Raw genomic sequence first — 15,877 nt, 5'->3', positions numbered from 1 at the left:
CCGGGTCGAGCCCGTCGCGCGGCGGGAGCGGCGGGCTGCGGCGGGGCACGGCCCGAGACTACGGATCCCTAGAGGAACGCCTCGGCGACGCCGGTCGCGATCCTGTCGAGCGCCGCGGTGGGCGCCACGCGGTAGTGCTCGGGGTCGGCGGTGCGCCGCGCCCACATGTGCTCGGCGAACGTCCAGGCGACGTCACGGGTCCCGGAGACGAGGATGTTGCCGACGAGGTTGCCGAGCCCGTCGATGATCCCGCCGTCCGGGCCCCACTTCGTCCAGGGCACCTCGTTCTTCTCGCACAGCGCGTCCATGTTGTTGCGGAAGATCGTGTTGATGGCCTCGTAGTCCGCGTACTGCGCGCTCGTCGTCGCGAGCGGGGTCGGGTTGTCCTCCCACACGTCGAGCAGGGCGAAGGCCAGGTCGAAGTTGACGTGCGCGTTGACCCCGACGACCGCGAACTGCCACTCCTCGTGGTCCTCCTGGCGCCGGGTGAACAGCACCTCCCAGCAGCCGGGCGCGCTCGGGCGGCCGTGCAGGTGGTCGTCGAGGGCGACGAGGTAGCGCCGCGCGAACGCGATGTCGAGCTGCAGGATGAACTCGCCGCAGTGGAACATCGCTCCCCGCTCGTACTCGGCGAGGACGTCCTGGGTGATCGTGAGGTAGAGGTCGGAGAAGCAGGCGATCCCGTCGCGGTGGCGGTCCCCGGTGCCGCCCAGGTGGTCCGCCGTGTCCCGCAGCTCCCGGAGCGCCGTGACGACGCCGGGCACGTCGGTCGGGCGCTGCGCCGCGAGCGGCGCGAGCAGGGTCTGGTTGCCCACCAGGGTCTGGCGTTCAGGCACGGGTTCCTCGCTCGGGGCCGGTGGGACGCGCGCGGACACGCTGGAGCAGGGCCGCGGCCTGGGTGCGTGACCGGGTGCCGGTCTTGGCGAGCACCCGGGAGACGTGGACCGCGACGGTGCGCTCGCTGATGTAGAGGCGGTGGGCGATCTCGCGGTTGGACAGCCCGTCGGCGAGGACGGCGAGCACCTCGTGCTCGCGGGAGGTCAGGGCCGCGAGCTCGGGGGCGCGGCGCGCGGCGGCGGTGGTCTCGCCGGCGGCCGTCGCGACCGGTGCCTCGCCCGCGTGCGTGACGTCGAGGCGGGCGCGGCGCGCGAGCCCGGCGATCTCGTCGAGGAACGGCCCGGCGCCCATCGCCGTCGCGGTCTCCGCCGCCGAGCGCAGCGCGCGGGCCGCCTCGCCGCGGCGGGTACCGGACGCGAGCAGGGCCTCGGCGCGGCGCAGCATGGCGTAGGCCGCGGGGTAGGGGTTGAGCTGCTTGCCCCACATCTCGGCGACCTGCGCCCAGGCGTCCGGGTCGGAGGCGCCGGCGGCGCGGCCGGCCTCGGCGCGGCACATGGTCACGTAGGCGAGCACGGTGCGGCGCAGCGCGGGCACGGTGCTCGGCACCCGCCGCTCCAGGTTGACGACGTGCCGGGCGAGGCGCTCGAGCGCGGCGCGGTCGGTGGCCATGCCGCGCGCGGCGGCCTCGGCCTCGGCCCGCAGCCCGTGCCAGACCAGCGGGGCGACCAGGAACACGTCGTCGGGGGTGTGCTCGGCGACGTCGAGACCGCGCGCGACGAGCGTGCGCGCGAGGTCCGGGCGCCCGCGCCACATCTCGACGCCCGAGCGCAGGGTCAGCAGCGGGACGCGGTAGCGCGAGGCCACGGTGCCCCGGCGGGGTGGGCCGGGGGTGCGGTCGTCCGGCGCCGCGGAGTCCTCGCCCGTGCCGTCGAGCGCGAGGAGATCCACCGCGCGGAGGTCCTCGTCGGCCTCGACGAACTCGCCGCGCCCGACCTGGAGGCGGCAGCGCGCGAGCCGGACCTCGAGCGCGTCGGCGCCGGTCGGCGAGAGCGCCCACGCCTCGTCGACGGCGTCGGAGGCCTCCGACCAGCGCCCGAGCCGGAAGAGGCCGTTCGCCGTGGTGGCGAGCAGCCGCACGCCCGCCGAGCGCGCGAGGCCCAGGTCCCGCATCCGCGCCACGCCCTGGCGCGCGATCTCCACGCCCTCGTGCAGCTCGCCCAGCGGCCCGGACAGCAGGTCCGCCCACGCCTGGTAGGCGCGCCCGACCGCCGCGGCGTCGCCCGTGCGCTCGGCGATCATGAGCCCGTCCGCGACGGCGGCGAGCCCGGCGTCGGGGTTCTCGAGGTAGGCCAGCGCGGAGCCCAGCGTGGCGAGCATCGGCGCCTGCTCGGCGTGCTCGCCCTGCCGGCGCGACACGGCGAGCGCCCGCTCGGCCTCGCGCTGGGCGCCGCGCACGTCGCCGGTGATCAGCAGCGCCTCGGCGTGCGCGGCGTGCACGGCGGCCAGGGCGGGGTCGTCGCCGACGCGCTCGGCGCGCCCGGCGTCGTGCAGCACGGCGACGGCGTCGCCGGTGCGCCCCGCGTCGAGCAGCGAGCGCCCGAGGCGCACCACCGCGGGCAGCTCGGCGGCGCCGGCCGCGGCGGGGTCGGGGACTAACCGGCGCAGGAGGTCGACGGCCGCGTCGTACTCCCCGGCGAGCTGGGCGGTGTCGGCGGCGCGGGCGAGCATGACGCCCGCCTCGGGGTCGTCGCCGCCGGCCGGGGGCAGCGCGGGCGGTCGGTGACCGGGCAGGACCCGCGCCGACGGGGGCGTCGCGCGGGCCGCGGCGAGCGCCAGCGCCGCCATCCACTGCCGGTGCGCCGTGCCGAACTCGTGGATCTGCTCGGCGACGGTCGCGGCGTGCACCACCGCGGGCAGGGCGCTCTCGGGGTCGTCGGCGCGGGTCCAGTGGTGCGCGCGGCGCAGCGAGGCCGCCGGGTCGTGCGCCAGCTCCGGTCCCGCGCCGAGCACGGCGTCGTAGGCCAGCGCGTAGCGGCGGTGCAGCCCGCGGCGTTCCCCGGGCATCAACTCGGCGGCGACCACGTCGCGCATCAGCCCGTGGCGCAGCGCGTAACCCTCGACCTCCGGGTCGACGACGACCATCGCCGCCTCGGCCGCCTCGCGCAGGGCGGCGAGCAGGTCGTCCTCCTCGGTGCGCACCACCTCCGCGAGCAGCCGGTGCGGCACCGGCTCCTCGCCGAGCGCGAGCGCGGCCACCACGGTCTGCGCCAGCGGCCGCAGCCCCGAGAGCCGCCCGAGGACGAGGCCGCGCAGCCCGGGGGAGAGGCCGTCGGCGGCGCCGTCGGCGACCGCGGCGAGCGTCTCGGCGACGATGAACGGGTTGCCCGCCGAGCGCCGCCACACCAGGTCGGTCAGCCCGGTGTCGCCGCCGGCGTCGCGCACGATCTCCTCGACCCGCCCGCGGGGCAGGGGCGCGAGCTCGATGGCCCGCACGGCCCGGTCGCGGGTCAGCTCGGGCAGCATGCGGCGCAGGGGATGGGTGACGTCCAGCGCCTCCGAGCGGGCCGTGGCCACGAGCAGGATCCGCTCGTCGGTCAGGTGCGCGACCAGGGACACCACGAGCTCGCGGGTGGTGCGGTCGGCCCAGTGCAGGTCGTCGACGACCACGAGCACGGGCGCCTCGGCGGCCAGGGTGACCAGCACCCGGCGCACCAGCTCGAGCAGGTGCCCGCCCGACGGGGGTGTCGCGCCGGGGCCGGGGTCGAGCAGCGGGGCGAGCTCGTCGCGCCACGGCGCGAGGGCGGCGCGCGCGGCGAGGACGGCCGGCGGGGCGTCCGCAGTGGTGCCAGCCGGGCGCAGCAGCCGCCGCAGCCCGGTGGCGACCGGCCAGAGCGGCAGCTGCTCGCCCACGTCGACCGCGGCGCCGCTGACGACGACGCCGCCGTCGGCCTCGGCGCGCTCGGCGAGCCCGCGCACCAGCCGGGTCTTGCCGGCCCCCGCGTCGCCGGTGAGGACGACGGTCAGCGCGCCGCTGCTCCGGGCGCGCTCCCAGCACCGGGCGAGGACGGCGGCGTCGGCGGCACGCCAGGGCGGCGGCTCGGCCGTGCCCGCGCCACCCTCCCGGTACGCCCCCTGACCTCCCACGGCGAGGACGCTAGGCGCGCGCGATCGGCGGCGTCCAGCGGCGTAGGCAGGCCACCTGTCGGGCTAGTCATTTCTTCTGATGTGCCGGCTCGACCGATTCCGAGAAGCTTCGTCGTGAGGGCGGGACGACGGTCGTCGGGGGACCGGAGGGGGTCGCTCGGACGTCCTCGCGCTCGCCCGGGGTCATGTGGCCGGGCGCGCGACGGGAGGGGGAGGCGGGGCCTGCTGGCGCCCGGGGGGACGCCCGGACGCCCCGCCTCCCCCTTCCGAGCGGACAGAGCCGAGCGGGCAGAGCCGAACGTCAGTAGAGGCGCTGCGTGGCGATCTGCGCGCCCGCCGACAGCGCCCGGAACTTCTCCCAGACGACGCTCGGGTGCACCTCGGGGGAGTAGCTCGCCCGCGACGAGAACCCGCAGTCGGCGCCGGCGATGACGTTCTCCCGGCCGACGCAGGACGTGTACCAGCCGATCATGTCGGCGATCAGCTCCGGGTGCTCCACGTAGTTCTGCGCGTGCCCGAGCAGGCCGGGGATCAGCACCGACCCCTCCGGCAGCGCCAGGTCCTCCCAGATCTTCCACTCGTGCATGTGGCGCGGGTTGGCGACCTCGAACGAGTAGCCGCCCGCGCGCATCGCGATCATGTACGGCGCGACCTCGCCCATGCCGATGTCGTGGATGCGCGGCCCGTGGTTGAGCCCGTAGCAGGTGTGCAGGCGGATGCGCTCGGTCGGGATGTCGCGCAGGCTGTGGTTGACGATCTCGGCGTGCTCGCGCGCGGTGCGGTCGCGCTCGGCGGGCTCGAGGGTCGGGTCGGAGAGGATCTCGATCAGCCAGGGGTCGTCGATCTGGAGCAGGAAGCCGGCGTCGACGATCGCCAGGTACTCCTCGCGCAGCGCCTCGCCGACGGCCTCGTAGTACTCGCGATCGGTGGCGTAGTACTCGTTGCGCCCGAACCCGCGCGGCGAGGTGGAGGGCATGAACGCCTCGACCACCCCGAAGACGTCCGCGATCGCCTTCTGCAGGTTCGCGAGGTCGGTCTGCAGCTCGTCCTGGCCGGTGTAGCTCACCGGCCCGACGCAGGCGACGGTCTGCATCGGCGCGACCGTCTTCGTGTACTTGCCGAGGTAGCCCTCGTAGTACTCCGGGAACGCGTCGATCTCGACCTGCCACGACGGCGGCAGGAGGCGTTCGCCGGAGTCGGGGGAGAAGCCGTCGAGCCGGCGCTGGACGTAGGTCGCGAAGCTGACCTTGCCCATCTCGCCGTCGGTGACGACGTCGATGCCGGTCTCGCGCTGGCGCGCGACGACGTCGGCGACGGCCTCGGTCACCTGCCGGGCGAAGAGGTCGGCGTCGTAGGGACGGCCGTGCTCCTTCTCCCGCATCGTGTCGAGCAGGGCCTCGGGGCGGGCGAGGCTGCCGACGTGGGTCGTCAGGACGCGGTCGGTGCTGCGCTGCATGGACCTGACGGTAGGAGCGGTGTCGCCGGGTCGTACGTGAGCTGTTCCGGTGCGGCGAACGGAGAGACTCAGTGGTGCGGGTGCCCGGCGGCCGCGTGCGGGTCGGGCTCCGTGGCGGTGCCGGAGACCAGCCCGGTGCCGAGGGCGGCGGGGTCGTCGGGGCCGCGCCGGTGTCCCCGGCGGCGGCGCAGCACGTCGACGAGGCCGAGCGCGAACGCCGCGAGCACGCACACGAGCACGACGCCGAGGCCGACCGCGAGTGCGGTCCCGAACTGCTGCCCGGACGCGGCGAGGACCGTGAAGAACACCGAGGCGACCACCGCGATGCCCAGCGACGAGCCGAGCCGCTGCGCGGTCTGCTGCATGCCGCCCGCGGTGCCGCCCTGGTCGGTGGGCACGCATTGCAGCGTCAGCGCCTGGTTCGGGGTGATCACGAGCCCGCTGCCGATCCCGGCGACGAACAGCGGCAGCGCCGTGTAGAGCCCGGTCGACGGGTCGGTCCGGAACGCCACCACGAGCAGCGTCGTCGCGATCCCGACCGCCATGACGACCGTGCCGGCGACGACGAGCGGCCGGCCGACCCGCGTCACGACCCGCCCGCCCCACGCGGCGGCGATCGCCGAGCCGACGGCGTAGGGCATCGTCGCGAGCCCGGCGAGGAGCGCGGAGTAGCCCAGGCCCTGCTGCAGGTAGACGGTGAGCACGAAGAAGATCGCGGTCGAGCCCGCCATGTAGAGCGCGCCCAGCGAGGTCCCGAGCACGTAGCCGGGGCTGCGCAGGACCCGCTCGTTGAGCAGCGGGTCGCGCCCGCCGCGGGCGTACCGGCGTTCCCAGGCGACGAAGCCGGCGCCGACCGCGAGGCCGACGGCCGCGGTCCACCAGGGCGCGGCGGCCGGGTCGCGCTCGGCGAGCACGACCGGCAGCAGCACCCCGAGCACCGCGACGCCGAGCAGCACCGCGCCGACGGGGTCGAGCGAGGTGCGGGTCCGCTCCTCCCGGCCGGGGTCGGCGGGCAGCAGCCGGGGCGCGAGCACGAGGGCGGCGACCGCGAGCGGCAGGTTCACGAGGAACACCCAGCGCCAGCCCTCCGCCCCGCCGAGGTCGATGAGCAGGCCGCCGAGCAGGGGACCGACCGCCGTCGACGACGCGTTGACCGCGCCGAACACGCCGAACGCGGTGCCGCGCTCCGACCCGCGGAACATCTGCTGGATGAGCCCGAGGAGCTGTGGGTTCACGAGGCCGCCGGCCAGGCCCTGCACGAGGCGCGCGGCGACGAGCCAGGTGGCGTCCTGCGCGAGCCCCGCGGCCAGGCTCGCCAGCGCGAAGAGCACGAGGCCCGCGACCAGCACGCGCTTGCGCCCGCGCCCGTCACCGAGGCGTCCGGCCGGGACGAGGGCCAGGCCGAACGTGAGCGTGTAGCCGGCGACGATCCAGGAGAGGTCGGCGGGGCTCGCGCCGAGGCCGGTGCGGAACGCCGGCAGCGCGACGTTCACGATGCTGACGTCGACGAAGATCATGACGCCGGCGAGCATGCAGACCGCGAGGGCGGCCCACCGGCCCGGCACGGGAGTCTGGTCGGGCGCAGGCACGAGCCCGTGGCTACCCGGGCGCGAGGGTGCTGATGCCCGCGAGCACCAGGTCGATCCCCGCGAGGAACTGCTCGCGGTCGTCGTGGGAGCGCATCTGCTCGGCGACGGTCCGGGTGAACGCGTACTCGTCGGGGTCGAGCTCCTCCCAGGTCGTCGACACCGCGCCCAGGAACTCGTCGCGGTCCACGTCGGGGCCGAGGATGCGCGCGTTCGCGGCGTTCTGGGCGGCGGCGCCGAGGACGTACTGCACGAGCACCGAGGTCACCGTGAACCAGCGGGCGTGCGGCACGCCGAGGTCGCGGACCTGCCGGCCGACGATCTCGAAGATCCGGGGCGAGGTGGCCTGCCAGGAGCTCGCCGAGAGCTGGCCCGCCACCCACGGGTGCTCGTCGATCGCGTCGAACAGGCCGAGCGCGACGGCCCGCACGCGGTCCGCGGGGTCACCGGCGGACTCCGTCGCCAGGGCGTCCGCGACGACCGCGTCCGTCGCGGCGGCGAGCAGCTCGTCCTTGTTCGCCACGTGCCAGTAGATCGCCCCGGCCCCGGTCGCGAGGGCCCTGGCCAGGGCCCGGAACGTCAGCCCGCCCTCGCCGTCGGTGTCGAGCAGCTCGACGGCGACCTCGACGATGCGCCCGCGGGTGAGCGCCTCGGCGCGGCGGCGGGGCGGGGTGGTCACGGAGGTCATCTTGACATGTTTGGAACGGCGTTCCAACATCGGGCCATGGAACGACGTTCCACGGCAGATGAGGAGGAGTCACCATGACCACCCACGTCACGATCATCGGTGCCGGGCTCGGCGGGCTCGTGCTCGCGCGCGTCCTGGCCGTCCACGACATCCCGGTCACGGTCCACGAGGCCGAACCCTCACCGACCTCGCGCGCCCAGGGCGGGATGCTCGACATCCACGCCGACAGCGGGCAGCCGGCCCTCGCGGCCGCGGGGCTGACCGAGGAGTTCCGCGCGCTGGTCCTCGAGGGCCGCCAGGCCATGCGGATCCTCGGCCGCGACGGGACCGTGCTCCACGACGAGCCCGACACCGGTGACGGCGGCCGCCCCGAGGTGCAGCGCGCCGACCTGCGGCGACTCCTGCTCGACGCGCTGCCCGAGGGCACCGTGCGCTGGGACCACAAGGTCACCGGCGTCCGCGCGCTCGGCGACGGCCGCCACGAGGCGACCTTCGCCGGCGGCGACACCGTCACCACGGGCCTGCTCGTCGGTGCCGACGGCGCGTGGTCCCGGGTCCGCTCCCTGGTCTCCGACGCCACCCCGACCTACTCGGGCACCACCTTCGTGGAGACCTGGCTCCACGACGGCGACACCCGCCACCCGGCGGCCGCGGCGGCCGTCGGCGGCGGGTCGCTCATGGCCCCCGAGCCGGGCAAGGGCATCCAGGCCCACCGCGAGGCGGGCGGCACCCTGCACGCCTACATCGCGCTGTCCAGGCCGCCGGAGTGGTTCGACGGGCCCGACGTGACCGCCCGGGTCGCCGCGGAGTTCGCGGGCTGGGCGCCCGAGCTCACCGCCCTGATCACCGAGACCGACACCCCGCCGGTCGTGCGCCCGCTGAACACCCTGCCGATCGGCCACCGCTGGGAGCGCGTCGCCGGGGTGACGCTGGTCGGCGACGCCGCCCACCTGGCGCCCCCGAACGGCGAGGGCGCTAACATCGCGATGCAGGACGGTGCGGAGCTCGCGCTGGCGATCGCGGCGCACCCGGGCGACGTCGAGGCCGCGCTCGACGCCTACGAGCAGGCCCTGTTCCCGCGCGGCGAGGCGGCCGCGACTGACGGCGCCGAGCTCTACGCGCTCATGTTCGGCGACGCGGCGCCGCACGGGCTGGTCGCGGCGTTCACGTCGTGAGGGGTCAGCCCCGCGCGCGCTCCAGGTCCGCGGAGATCCGTGCCGCGGCCCGGCGTACGCCCTGGACGACCGCCGGCTTGCGGGGTCCGAGCACGCGCGAGGTCGGCCCGACCACCGACAGCGCGGCCACCGGGTGCGGGCGCCCGCCCCGGGTGAGGGTGATCGGCGCGGCAATCGACGACCAGCCGGGCTCGAACTCCTCGCGCGAGGTCGCGTAGCCCTGCTCGCGGGTGATCGCGAGGATCTGGCGGTAGCGCAGCGGGTCGACCACCGTGAACGGCGTGTAGCGCTGCAGCCCGCGCTCGAGGATCGCCGTGATGAGCGCCGGGTCAGCAGCCGCGAGCACCCGGCCCGCGCTCGACGAGTGCGCCGGGTTGCGGCGGTGCTCGCTGCGGAAGCGCACGTTCATCGCCGCCGACTCGGCGCGCTCGACGTAGAGCACGTCGGTGCCGACGCTGACGCCGAGCTGGATGGTCTCGCGCAGCAGCTCGCGCAGCTCGCCCATCGCGGGCAGGGCCACGTCGCGCAGCATGAGCCGGTCGACGGCGAGCTGGCCGTACTCGAACAGGCGCAGGCCCAGGCGGTAGCGACCCGAGCCGGTGCGCTCGAGCAGTCCGCCGGTGGCCAGGGCCGCCAGCATCCGGCACGCGGTGCTCTTGGCGATCCCGAGCCGGGCGGCGACGCGCGTCGCGCCCAGCTCGGCCTCGTCGGCGAAGCAGTCGAGCACCGAGACCGCGGTCGACACCGACCGCAGCGGGGAGTCGTCCTCGGCCGGGCCGACGCCGGCGTCGAGATCCAGCGGGGGGAGGGACAGCACCGTCATCTCAGGCCTCCCAGTGCGGGAACTCGTCGGGCGGCGGGACGTTCACCTCGGTGACCCGGTTGCGGTAGGAGACGAACGCGCTCTGCGCGCCCTCGCGCACCTTGACCCGGATCTCCTCGGTGTTCAGCGGCTCGCCGGGGTCGTAGCCGTGCGCCCAGGTGGCGAAGGCGCGCATCGGGCCGGAGTGGGTCGCGGCGAGGATGCGCCGGTGGGTCAGCGTGCCGTCGGGCTGCGTCGACTCGGTGATCAGCCGGTGGAACCCCCGCCAGAAGCGGCGCACGCACATCGCCGGCGGCTCGAAGTACATCATCGGGATCGTCAGCCACTCCTGGATCGGGTCCGCCCCGCCCAGCTGCGTGCGGTAGAAGCGGTCGATCTCGACGAGCCAGCGCGGGCGGTCGCCGACGGCGAGGCGCTCGAGGGTCTCGTTGGTGGCCTGGTACTGCCGGAACGCCGAGGTGACGTCACGCAGGCCGTCGGGGGTCCAGACCCCGAAGTTGCGCAGCTCGGGGATCGGCTCCTTCTCGGTGATCTCGGCGTCGATGCCCCACATCTGCAGGCCGTCGGTGATCCCGTTGTACAGCTGGTCGGCGGTCTGGCGGGCGCGGTTGGTGTCGGCGCAGACCAGGCGCACCCTGTCGCCGTGGTCGAAGCGCCGCGCGAGCTCGTGGCCCCGGCGGTGGGCCTGCCAGCCGCCCATCGGCGTCAGGCCGGCGTCGGTGGAGTAGCCCTGGGTGATGCCGTGCCGGATGATCGAGATCTCGCAGACGATCTTCTCCGACGCCCGCCGCTCCACCGGCGCGGCGACCTCCTTGCCGCGGCTCGCCTCGGCGAGCGCCGGCGTGAAGGTCCTGCCCTCGTAGGAGACGGTGCCCGTGTCGGCGGGCGCCGACCCGCGCTCGCGGAAGCGACGCAGGTAGAGCGGCGTGCTCGCCTGGTCGGTGTTCTGGCTGTCCTCGGGCGCCGGCGGCGTCTCCGCCGAGCCGCCGCGGCGCGAGCGGTAGCGCGACAGGTAGTCCGGGGCCTCGTAGCGGTCGACGCGGCGGGCGTCGGGCCGGTTCTCCACCCCGGTCACGAGTGCACCGTGAAGAAGCGCTCGTTGACCTGGCGGTGGTAGTAGAAGATGGCGCGCCCCATCTCCTCCTCGGTCCAGGTGATCGGCTCGAAGTCCGGGTCGACCCAGTACCCGCCGGTGAAGAGCTCGTTGCGGTTGCCGGCCGGGTCGAAGAAGTACGTCGTGTAACCGCGGGTGACGCCGTGGCGCGTGGGGGCCACGTCGATCGTCACGCCGTGGTACGCGAGCGCGTCGGCCGCCTCGCGGATGCCGTTCCAGTCGTCGAGCCAGAACGCGAAGTGGTGCAGCGCCCCGTTGGGCCCCGTGATGACGGCGATGTCGTGCGGGGTGTGCGAGTGCTCGAGGAACGTGGCGAGCTGGTGGCCGTCGTTGGCGAGGATCTGCTCGGTGAGCCGGAACTCGAGCAGCTCGGTGAAGAACGCGGTGAACGCCTCGACGTCCTCGGCCATGACGAAGACGTGGTCCAGGCGCGGCGGCGCGATGCCGATGAGGTCCTGCGGGCGCGGCGGCGGATTGGTCTTCGGCAGCATGTTGCCGATCCGCTCGGTGCCGTGGGTGAGCTCGACGAGGTGGCCCGACGGGGCGTCGAAGCGGATCGCCTCGCCCCAGCCCGGGCCCAGCTCGCGCGCCGCGAAGCGCTTGACCGGCACGCCGGCGGCCTCGAGCTTCGTCGTGAAGTGGTCGAGGTCCGAGGCCTCGTTGAGCTTGAACGACATGTGGTCGAGGCCGTAGGTGGGGGCCTCGCGCAGGATCACCGAGTGGTGCTCGCGCTCGTCCCAGCACTTGAGAAAGACCCGCGGGGCGCCGTCGCGCTCGTCGCGCGCGGTCTCGATGAGGCCCAGGACCTCGGTGTAGTACGCGGTGGCGAGCTCGAGGTCGGGGACCCGGACCTCGACGTGCTGCAGCCGGATGATCCGGTCGCTGGTGGTGGGCACGGGGTCTCCTAGGTGTGCATCCGCAGGAACCGCTGGCTGATGACGTTCTCGTAGTAGAAGAGGCCCTTGCCGAAGTTGTCCTCGGTCCAGGTGAGGATCTCGGTGTCGGGGTCGACCCAGTAGCCGCCGGTGAAGACCTCGTTGCGGATCCCGAGCGGGTCGAAGAAGTAGATGGTGTTGCCGCGGGTGACGCCGTGGCGCGTCGGGCCCTGGTCGATCTGCACGCCGTTGAAGGCCAGCGTGTCCGCGGCCTTGCGGATGTGGTCCCAGTCGTCGAGCCAGTACGCCCAGTGGTGCAGGGCGCCGTTGGGGCCGTTGACGATGGCGATGTCGTGCGGGGAGCGGGTGTTGCCCGCGAGCCACACGCCGAGCTGGTGGCCGTTGCCGTCGAGGACCTGCTCGGTCATGCGCATCCCGAGCACGTCGATGAAGAACGCCGCGGACTCCGCGACCTCCTCGGCGTTGACCAGCATGTGGTCCATCCGGGGCGGCGCGATGCCGGGCAGGTCGGGCGGCGGGACCGGCGACGGGTTGGTCTTGCCGAGCATGTTGCCGGTCTTCTCGATGTCCCAGACCAGCTCCATGATCTGGCCCGACGGCACCTCGAAGCGCAGCGACTCGCCCTGGCCGACCGCCTCGCCGCGGCTGACGCGCGAGGTGGGGCAGCCGTAGGCCTCGACCTTCTTCTCGAGCTCGTGGAGGTCGTCCTCCTCCTCGACGCGGAAGGTGAACGAGTCCATCCCGGTGCGCGGGTTGTAGCGCATCCGCAGCGAGTGGTGGTCCTCCTCGTCCCAGCACTTGAGGTAGACGCAGTCGTCGGTGCGCTGCACCTGCTGCAGGCCCATCACCTCGGTGTAGTACGCCGCCGACAGATCGAGGTCGGGCGTGCGGACGTCGACGTGGGCCAGGCGGAGGATTCCCATGCGAGATGCCCTTTCCGCGGGCGAGCCTGCTTCCTTGACGCCGCGACGCTAACCGCCCTAGCGTTCCGGAAGGAAGACAACGCGTTCCGACTTCCGGAACGCCAGGGGTTGACGGGAGGGGTCGACGTGGCGGACCCGATGGCCATGCGCCGCGCGGTCGCCGGCTACGTCGAGGGCATCCACCGCGCCTACCTGAAGCAGGCCGAGACGTTCCCGCCGGCGGTGCAGGGGCGGCTGCCGCTGATCGCCGCGGGGCGGGTCACCGTGGCCGCGGTCGGCGCGCGCAACCTGCACATCCTGGCGACCACCGAGGGCCTCGGGCCCACGCGCGGGCAGGAGGTCGAGCTGCCCGGCTCGGCCGACGGGCTCGAGTGGGTCGTGCGCTTCTACGACCCGGTGGTCGTGCCCGCGCTCGGGCTGATCGACGAGTCGGAGGGGCCGGCGTCGGAGAAGGTCCGCGGCGCGCTGGGGATCTCGACGGTCGTCTACCACGTGGTCACCCAGCCCGGGTCCGGTCTCTCGCCGCACCACGCCGGGCACGTCGGCTCCGGGCTGGCGAGCTCCCACTCCGCCGCGGCGCGCGACTTCGAGCGCCTGCGCGACCGGGCCCGCGGCCGCGAGGCGCTGGTCGACGAGATGGAGGGCGCCGCCGTGGCAGGGCTCGCCCGCGCCCAGATCCTGCTGGCCCGCGCGATCCGCCCGTACGACACCGCGGTGGGCGAGGCCGTGGACGCCGCGCTGAGGCCCGGTGCGACGCCCGACCCGGACGCGGTGCGCAAGGTGCTCCTCGAGGCGTTCACCGGAAGACGGAGCGAAGCGGAGCTCGACCCATCAGGTCAGGAGCCGGCGTGACCGACGCGCCGCTGCAGACGGTCACGAACGCCGCCCGGCTGCTCAAGGCGTTCCTCACCCGCGAGGAGTCGCTCGGCGTCTCCGAGCTGGCGCGCCGCCTCGATCTCGGCAAGAGCGCGGTGCACCGGCTGCTCACCACGCTCGCCGCCGAGGGGCTCGTCGAGCAGGACCCGCGCACCGGCGGCTACCGCCTCGGGCTCGTGGTCTTCGAGCTCGGCGAGGCCGTCCGCGTGCACATGGACCTGCACGCCGCCGCCGGCTCGGTGCTCGCCCACCTGCGCGAGGAGACCGGCGAGTCCGCGCAGGTCGGCATGCTCGACGGTCACGACGTCGTCTACGTCGACCGGCTCGAGTCGAGCCACGCGCTGCGGCTGTTCACCGAGACGGGCCGCCGGGTGCCGGTGCACTGCACCAGCTCGGGCAAGGTGCTGCTCGCGTTCGCGCCCGAGCACGTCCGCGAGCGCTACCTGGCCACGGCGACGCTGTCCCGCCACACGCCCCACACGCTGTCCGACCCCGACGAGCTGCGCCGGGCGCTGGTCACCGTGCGCGCCCGGGGCTGGGCCGACGCGGTCGACGAGCGCGAGGTCGGCGTCGCGTCGCTCGCCGCCCCGATCCGCGACGCGCGCGGGGTCGTCGTCGCCGCCATCGGTATCGGGGCGCCGGTCAGCCGGTTCCGCGCGATGCCCCGTAAACGGCTGGCCCGCACGATCGTCGAGGCGGGCGAGGCCGTGTCCCGCCGGCTCGGCTGGTCCGAAGAGGCACCGATACTCGAGAAGGAGAGCTGAGTGGCCCTCACCGACCCCCCGGCAGATTCAGTGAAGGCGAAGGCGCGGGCGCTCTACGAGGCGCGGCGCACGCGCGTGCCGATCGCGCCGTTCACCGACACCGAGCCCGACCTCGACATGGCCGACGGCTACGCGATCCAGCAGGAGCTCGTGCCGCTGCTGCTCGCCGACGGCGACCGCGTCGTCGGGCACAAGGTCGGCGTCACGTCCGCGGCGATGCAGAAGATGATCGGGATCGACACCCCGGACTACGGCCCGGTCCTCTCGTCCACGGTCTACCGCGACGGCGACGCGATCCCGCTGAGCCGCTTCATCGCGCCCAAGGTCGAGGCCGAGATCGTGTTCGTGCTCGGCTCGCGGCTGCAGGGCCCCGGCATCGGGCCCACCGACGTCGCACCGGCGGTGGCCGGGGTGGCGGCGGCGATGGAGATCGTCGACTCCCGCATCGCCGACTGGCGGATCAAGCTCGCCGACACCGTCGCCGACCTCGCGTCCAACGGCGCGGTCGCGGTGTCCTCGCGGCTGGTGCCGCTCGCGGGGCTCGACACCCGCCTGATCGGCATGACGTTCACGCGCAACGGCGAGCTCGTCGACACCGGGGCGGGCGCGGCGGCGCTCGGCGACCCGCTGGCCGTCGTCGCGTGGCTGGCGAACGTGCTGGGCGAGGCCGGGGTGGCCCTCGAGCCCGGCCACATGATCATGACGGGGGCGCTGCACGCGGCGGTCCCGCTGGCCGCGGGCGACGTGTTCCGCGCCGAGTTCGACCGGCTCGGGCCGGTGACGATCCGGGTGAAGGAGTCCTAGCCATGGCCGACCTCCAGGAGCTGGCCGACCGGCTGACCAAGGCCGTCACCGAGCGCACCGCGATCGAGCCGCTCACCGACGACGTCGCTTTCTCCGACCCCAATCCGGCTCTCGACCTCGAGACCGGCTACGCCGTCCAGCGCGTGCTGCGCGAGCGGGCGGGCCCGCGGGTGGGCTGGAAGCTCGGGGTGACCTCGCGGGCGAAGCAGGCACAGGTCGGGGTCTCGGACCCGGTGTTCGGGTTCCTGCCGGGCACCGGCGCCCTCGATCTCGGGGAGCCGCTGCGCACCGGCGAGCTGATCCAGCCGCGCGCCGAGCCGGAGATCGTGTTCGTCCTCGGGCGCGACCTCGCGGGCCCGCACGTGACGGCCGCCGACGTGCTGTCCGCGACGTCGGGGCTCGCCGTCGGCATCGAGATCCTCGACTCCCGGTTCCGCGACTACCGCTTCACCATGGCCGACGTCGTCGCCGACAACACCTCGGCCGCCCGCTTCGTCGTCGGCACCCCGGTGCCCGCCGCCGGCGTCGACGTCCGGCTGGTCGGCGTGCTGCTGGAGAAGAACGGCGAGCTGATGGCGACGGCCTCGGGCGCCGCGTCGCTCGGGCACCCCGCCGCCGCGGTCGCCTGGCTGGTGCGCCGCCTCGCCGCCACGGGCGAGGGCCTCGCGGCCGGCGAGGTGGTCCTCTCCGGCGGCCTCACCGCCGCCACCCCCGTCGCCCCCGGCGACGTCGTCACCGTGACCGTCGACCGCCTCGGGACGGTCGAGCTCGCCTGTACGTGAGCACTTTCC

At 74.6% G+C, this 15,877-nt stretch carries 14 protein-coding genes; 5 read left to right on the top strand and 9 right to left on the bottom strand.

Annotated elements, in window-relative coordinates; genetic code table 11:
* Positions 1-68: 68 nt before the first annotated feature.
* The 5 genes from WCD58_RS02220 to WCD58_RS02200 form a co-directional block, all read right to left on the bottom strand.
* Positions 69-836, bottom strand: coding sequence for a DUF5995 family protein (locus tag WCD58_RS02220; protein ID WP_337699010.1), 768 nt, complete (start codon positions 834-836; stop codon positions 69-71).
* Positions 829-3,981 (bottom strand): helix-turn-helix transcriptional regulator, encoded by a 3,153-nt coding sequence (locus WCD58_RS02215; RefSeq protein WP_337699008.1) that lies wholly within the window; start codon positions 3,979-3,981, stop codon positions 829-831. The genes WCD58_RS02220 and WCD58_RS02215 overlap by 8 nt, the downstream gene beginning before the upstream one ends.
* Before the next feature lie 301 nt (positions 3,982-4,282).
* Positions 4,283-5,437, bottom strand: a complete 1,155-nt coding sequence (locus WCD58_RS02210) for a cobalamin-independent methionine synthase II family protein (RefSeq protein WP_337699006.1) — start codon at positions 5,435-5,437, stop codon at positions 4,283-4,285.
* Positions 5,438-5,505: 68 nt separating this feature from the next.
* A complete protein-coding gene (locus tag WCD58_RS02205; protein WP_337699004.1) occupies positions 5,506-7,026 on the bottom strand; it encodes an MFS transporter in 1,521 nt (506 codons plus the stop codon).
* Positions 7,027-7,036: 10 nt separating this feature from the next.
* The gene (locus WCD58_RS02200) at positions 7,037-7,711 is read right to left on the bottom strand and encodes a TetR/AcrR family transcriptional regulator (RefSeq protein WP_337699002.1); all 675 of its coding nucleotides are present in this window, start codon (positions 7,709-7,711) and stop codon (positions 7,037-7,039) included.
* Positions 7,712-7,785: 74 nt separating this feature from the next.
* Here WCD58_RS02200 and WCD58_RS02195 point away from each other — a divergent pair, with 74 nt between their 5' ends.
* Positions 7,786-8,886: an FAD-dependent oxidoreductase gene (locus WCD58_RS02195; RefSeq protein WP_337699000.1), complete on the top strand. Its 1,101-nt coding sequence runs from the start codon at positions 7,786-7,788 to the stop codon at positions 8,884-8,886.
* A 4-nt stretch (positions 8,887-8,890) separates the two neighbouring features.
* Here WCD58_RS02195 and WCD58_RS02190 read toward each other — a convergent pair whose 3' ends face one another.
* The 4 genes from WCD58_RS02190 to WCD58_RS02175 are packed head-to-tail and all read right to left on the bottom strand — an operon-like array spanning position 8,891 to position 12,642.
* Positions 8,891-9,709, bottom strand: coding sequence for an IclR family transcriptional regulator (locus WCD58_RS02190; protein ID WP_337698998.1), 819 nt, complete (start codon positions 9,707-9,709; stop codon positions 8,891-8,893).
* A 1-nt stretch (position 9,710) separates the two neighbouring features.
* Positions 9,711-10,784 carry a histidine phosphatase family protein gene (locus tag WCD58_RS02185; protein WP_337698995.1) on the bottom strand — a complete coding sequence of 358 codons (1,074 nt, stop codon included), beginning with the start codon at positions 10,782-10,784 and terminating at the stop codon, positions 9,711-9,713.
* A complete protein-coding gene (locus WCD58_RS02180; protein WP_337698993.1) occupies positions 10,781-11,719 on the bottom strand; it encodes a catechol 2,3-dioxygenase in 939 nt (312 codons plus the stop codon). The genes WCD58_RS02185 and WCD58_RS02180 overlap by 4 nt, the downstream gene beginning before the upstream one ends.
* Positions 11,720-11,727: 8 nt before the next feature.
* On the bottom strand, positions 11,728-12,642 hold the full coding sequence (locus tag WCD58_RS02175) for a catechol 2,3-dioxygenase (protein ID WP_337698992.1): 915 nt from the start codon (positions 12,640-12,642) through the stop codon (positions 11,728-11,730).
* Positions 12,643-12,768: 126 nt separating this feature from the next.
* Here WCD58_RS02175 and WCD58_RS02170 point away from each other — a divergent pair, with 126 nt between their 5' ends.
* From WCD58_RS02170 to WCD58_RS02155, 4 genes are read left to right on the top strand one after another with little or no spacing between them, the layout of a single operon-like run.
* Positions 12,769-13,494, top strand: coding sequence for a hypothetical protein (locus WCD58_RS02170; protein WP_337698990.1), 726 nt, complete (start codon positions 12,769-12,771; stop codon positions 13,492-13,494).
* Positions 13,491-14,282: an IclR family transcriptional regulator gene (locus tag WCD58_RS02165; RefSeq protein ID WP_337698988.1), complete on the top strand. Its 792-nt coding sequence runs from the start codon at positions 13,491-13,493 to the stop codon at positions 14,280-14,282. Before WCD58_RS02170 ends, WCD58_RS02165 begins: the two co-directional genes overlap by 4 nt.
* Positions 14,283-15,086: a 2-keto-4-pentenoate hydratase gene (locus WCD58_RS02160; protein ID WP_337698986.1), complete on the top strand. Its 804-nt coding sequence runs from the start codon at positions 14,283-14,285 to the stop codon at positions 15,084-15,086. It abuts the gene before it with no gap.
* A 2-nt stretch (positions 15,087-15,088) separates the two neighbouring features.
* Entirely contained in the window at positions 15,089-15,868 is a 780-nt protein-coding gene (locus WCD58_RS02155; protein ID WP_337698984.1) for a 2-keto-4-pentenoate hydratase, read from the top strand.
* The last annotated feature ends 9 nt before the right edge of the window (positions 15,869-15,877 follow it).

The organism is Actinomycetospora flava (assembly GCF_037400335.1).
GTDB lineage: Bacteria > Actinomycetota > Actinomycetes > Mycobacteriales > Pseudonocardiaceae > Actinomycetospora > Actinomycetospora flava.
This window is presented reverse-complemented; position numbering and strand designations above follow the sequence as displayed.

What these genes read in the sequence shown, in the direction of transcription:
- WCD58_RS02210 (WP_337699006.1), bottom strand. Translation starts at nt 5,437, where the DNA reads ATGCAGCGCAGCACCGACCGCGTCCTGACGACCCACGTCGGCAGCCTC.
- WCD58_RS02200 (WP_337699002.1), bottom strand. Translation starts at nt 7,711, where the DNA reads ATGACCTCCGTGACCACCCCGCCCCGCCGCCGCGCCGAGGCGCTCACC.
- WCD58_RS02195 (WP_337699000.1), top strand. Translation starts at nt 7,786, where the DNA reads ATGACCACCCACGTCACGATCATCGGTGCCGGGCTCGGCGGGCTCGTG.
- WCD58_RS02190 (WP_337698998.1), bottom strand. Translation starts at nt 9,709, where the DNA reads ATGACGGTGCTGTCCCTCCCCCCGCTGGATCTCGACGCCGGCGTCGGC.
- WCD58_RS02175 (WP_337698992.1), bottom strand. Translation starts at nt 12,642, where the DNA reads ATGGGAATCCTCCGCCTGGCCCACGTCGACGTCCGCACGCCCGACCTC.
- WCD58_RS02155 (WP_337698984.1), top strand. Translation starts at nt 15,089, where the DNA reads ATGGCCGACCTCCAGGAGCTGGCCGACCGGCTGACCAAGGCCGTCACC.